At 34.7% G+C, this 3,445-nt stretch carries 6 protein-coding genes; 1 reads left to right on the top strand and 5 read right to left on the bottom strand.

The features are described 5' to 3' along the window. Positions 1-242 precede the first annotated feature (242 nt). The 4 genes from AC1DG9_RS25200 to AC1DG9_RS25185 all read right to left on the bottom strand — a co-directional run bounded on the left by AC1DG9_RS25200 (position 243) and on the right by AC1DG9_RS25185 (position 2,424). Positions 243-1,046 (bottom strand): helix-turn-helix domain-containing protein, encoded by an 804-nt coding sequence (locus AC1DG9_RS25200; RefSeq protein WP_288879387.1) that lies wholly within the window; start codon positions 1,044-1,046, stop codon positions 243-245. Continuing rightward, a complete protein-coding gene (locus AC1DG9_RS25195; RefSeq protein ID WP_172663034.1) occupies positions 1,033-1,455 on the bottom strand; it encodes a VOC family protein in 423 nt (140 codons plus the stop codon). The genes AC1DG9_RS25200 and AC1DG9_RS25195 overlap by 14 nt, the downstream gene beginning before the upstream one ends. 24 nt (positions 1,456-1,479) lie before the next feature. Beyond that, entirely contained in the window at positions 1,480-1,863 is a 384-nt protein-coding gene (locus AC1DG9_RS25190; protein ID WP_172663035.1) for a DoxX family membrane protein, read from the bottom strand. Between the two features lie 66 nt (positions 1,864-1,929). After that, positions 1,930-2,424: a DinB family protein gene (locus tag AC1DG9_RS25185; protein WP_172663036.1), complete on the bottom strand. Its 495-nt coding sequence runs from the start codon at positions 2,422-2,424 to the stop codon at positions 1,930-1,932. A gap of 193 nt (positions 2,425-2,617) precedes the next feature. Between AC1DG9_RS25185 and AC1DG9_RS25180 the strand changes: the two genes are divergently transcribed. Continuing rightward, positions 2,618-3,241, top strand: coding sequence for a phosphatase PAP2-related protein (locus AC1DG9_RS25180; RefSeq protein ID WP_337716292.1), 624 nt, complete (start codon positions 2,618-2,620; stop codon positions 3,239-3,241). Here the strand turns inward: AC1DG9_RS25180 and AC1DG9_RS25175 are convergent. After that, a partial coding sequence (locus AC1DG9_RS25175) for a hypothetical protein (RefSeq protein WP_477635476.1) occupies positions 3,235-3,445 on the bottom strand: 211 nt, incomplete at its 5' end. The genes AC1DG9_RS25180 and AC1DG9_RS25175 overlap by 7 nt on opposite strands.

Raw genomic sequence — 3,445 nt, 5'->3', positions numbered from 1 at the left:
AAATTCACCTGTGTATTTACACAGTTGTAAAAAAAATATCACATGCCTATGTTTGTAATAGCTATTTGGTTAAACAAATCTGCTAATCGTGCCGGCCTCTTTAGTACTTTGTTACCGGCACATAAGATTTAAAATGTAATTAATATAAAAATATCAATCACGTCTCTCAACGTCAATTACAAAATCACCTCCTATGAAAAAAATCAAAAGCCGGATACTTTTCCGGCTTTTGCTCTTTAAAATTAAAGATCCTGCGAAAGACCAGCGTGCCACTGAGACGGTGTGCAACCGTAAAAACGCTTAAATTCTTTAATGAAATGATTTTGATCAAAAAAATCGAATTTATAGACCAATTCCTGCCAGTTAACAGCATTATTCTCTGTAATAAAACTGTTGATGTTATTGAACCGTACAATCCTGCTAAAAGCTTTCGCACTAAATCCTACTTTTTCTCTAAACTGCACACCCAAATTAGTTTCAGACATTCCTACTTGCCGGCTAAGTTCTGCAATGCGAATAAGCCCTCTACTTTTCTGTATTTGGTCGCAAGCATACGCCACACTATTTACATTAATTTTTTCGGTATTAATTAACCGCTTAAGCAGCCAACTTTCTAATCTGGCAACAACTGCGGTTGGCATCTTTGCAACTTCCCTCAATTGTTCAGTTAAAATTTTAATTTCAGGAAAAAGAAGCTGTACATCCGTAGCTTCATTTGAGAAATAACGCTGCGGAATACCAAATAGTTTAAAAGCTCCATAAGGTTTAAAAATCACCATTATGAGTTCTTTTGGGTAAACATCGAAGCTTCGGCTATGGTCAAGTAAGCCCAAAAAACAAAGCGGATACTGATAAATCCTATCAACCCCCACCTCATGAAATAAATGTTGTTCATCAATCACGAAAGACATTTGTGTACTGGTAACCGGATAAATATTTAACGGAGCACCTGTATCACAAGAAAAGTTCATATCTAAATATAAGTAACCATCAATATACGGCTGGAGTGCCGGATGAGCCATAAAAAACTGATTATTTAAACTCATAATTTATCATCCATTGAATACCATATTTATCATTAAACATTCCAAAGAAAGAGCCCCAAAAAGACTTTTCAAGTGGCATAGTAATTACCCCACCAACGGATAAGCCGTTAAACAACCTAATCGCCTCTTCTTCAGTTTCAGCACTAATAGAAATATACGAATTATTACCAAGAGTTAATGATTGTCCTAAAGAGCTTAAAATATCTGTAGCCATGAGGATACTTGCTTTGCCAATTGGCAACGAAATGTGCATAATCTTTTCCTGATCCTCTATCGACATGATCTCACATTCCGGGATTTCTTTAAATCTTGTTAATACCAGGAATTCACCTCCAAATACCGATTTATAGAAGTTAAATGCTTCTTCTGCATCTCCATCAAAGTTTAAATATGAATTTAGAATTGCCATATCCAAGCATTTAGGCAATGTCGGTTAAAATGATTTTGCGACAAATAAGCTTTCGTAATTTTTACGGTGATACCATGCAAGAAATAAAACGCCAATTAGTAAAAATAAACCAGCTCCAATCCCCGAAGGATCAAGGGAACCATGAAACAAGACAATATTTATAACAATCGGAAATATAACAACATTAGCCAGTGTTACAAAACGCCCCGTGATAAAAGCAATTCCACAAATAAGTTCGGTTATCTTAATCAGATTCATTAAGTAACCAGTTGCATTTACGCCCAGCATAAATGTTTTAACATCCCCTTTAAGCTCGGGTTGTGGTACAAGATTAAAAAAATAGGATACTGAGGCAAATAAAAGTAATAACCCTATTAAAGTACGGACAATAATAACTGCAATTTTCATAGTTTTTAGTTTTTAGTTTATAGTTTGATTTTGGAATATGAATTTACTAAATTTATAATATTTTATTTAGTCGTATTTAATTGCCTCATAGCCTAATAGCCTACGCCATAATGCGATCTGACCAATACAATTTGCTTCACGATAAATAATGAATGCGATCAGCTCATAAGCAGTCATCTTTTCAAATCCCATATCAATCTCCTCGTTAAGTTTTTCATCAGTAACTTTTATTAATGCATCTCTTAATAGTGGACTTATCTTATCCCAATCTTCATTAAACTCACTTAATGGTGGGTAGGTAGCATTTTCAATTATTCCCTGATGATTTTCAAATAATTTATGGGCAGTCTGATTACCTGAAATACCCAACATATTTGCCAAATAATAGCGCTGCTCAACAAGGCTTCCAGCAAGCCACGAAACGTGATTAGCTTTAGTATTCAATCTGTTATGTGCGTCCCTTGTGGTGATTCCCAAAATGGCTTTCGAATAAAAACTGGTATGCATATCAAATAATACAAGAAGAGCATACATTCTTTCACTAGTTGTTTTGATTTCCATGATATTTACATTTTAATTTTTTAATGTTAATTTAGTGTAATCAGAATATAAATTCTGACTTTTACTGAGTATGTTTAACACTACGAACTTACTGCTATAATCTAACTATTAGAGAGGCAGTGTACGACAATATTAGGGGGTAATTGAGACATACTTTTTTACGATTAGAAATAAACAAAACTTAGATTAAATAATGCATTCTAGACAATTCTCCTGGCAAATTGCATGGGAATATCCACCATTTAGGCTCAAACTTATACTAGGAACAATTATACTTATCGGAATATTATTGTTTATTCCACAGTTTTTTCACCATATAGAATCAAGAGAAGGTACGGTATTAAATGATTGGTTATTGAAAAAAATACCAGCCATTGATGTTTCACTGTATATATTTATTATACTTTATGCAATAATTATCCTGTTTCTGGTACGGATGTCCAGAAACACTTCTATTTGCCTAACAGCATTATGGACATTCATATTCTTATGCATTGCCCGCATTTTATCTATTACATTAGTACCGCTTAACGCTCCTACCGGCATCATTGAATTGGCAGACCCATGTTCTATTCTTTTTTACAGATCAAATGTAATCACCAAAGACCTTTTCTTTTCAGGCCATACTGCTACTTTAATTATAGGTGGTTTGTGCATGCAAAGCAAAAGAGATAAGCTCATATCTTTTATTGCTGCGGTAATTGTTGGGGGACTTCTGCTTGTTCAGCATGTACATTATACAGCTGACGTTATAGCTGCACCATTCTTTAGCTGGATCTGTTGGTATCTTGGGAAAACCGTAGCTAAAACCTATTGAAAGGCCTGCTTACCCAATTGTTCGTCGCCCAGATATAGCCATATTACACCTTTTGCATATTTCGCAAATGCTTTACCTATATCTTCAAGGGTTACTTTATTGATGTTATCCAGCATGTCTTCTTCCATCTTATATCCTCCCAGCACCTCAGCTTCTCCAAGATCGTCAACAATAGAGCTTGAGCTTTCCTGATGCCTGTAATAC

This window comes from Pedobacter sp. 05L430 (assembly GCF_056397585.1).
Note: the sequence above shows the minus strand (reverse complement) of the source record. Positions and strands in the feature narration are given on the sequence as shown.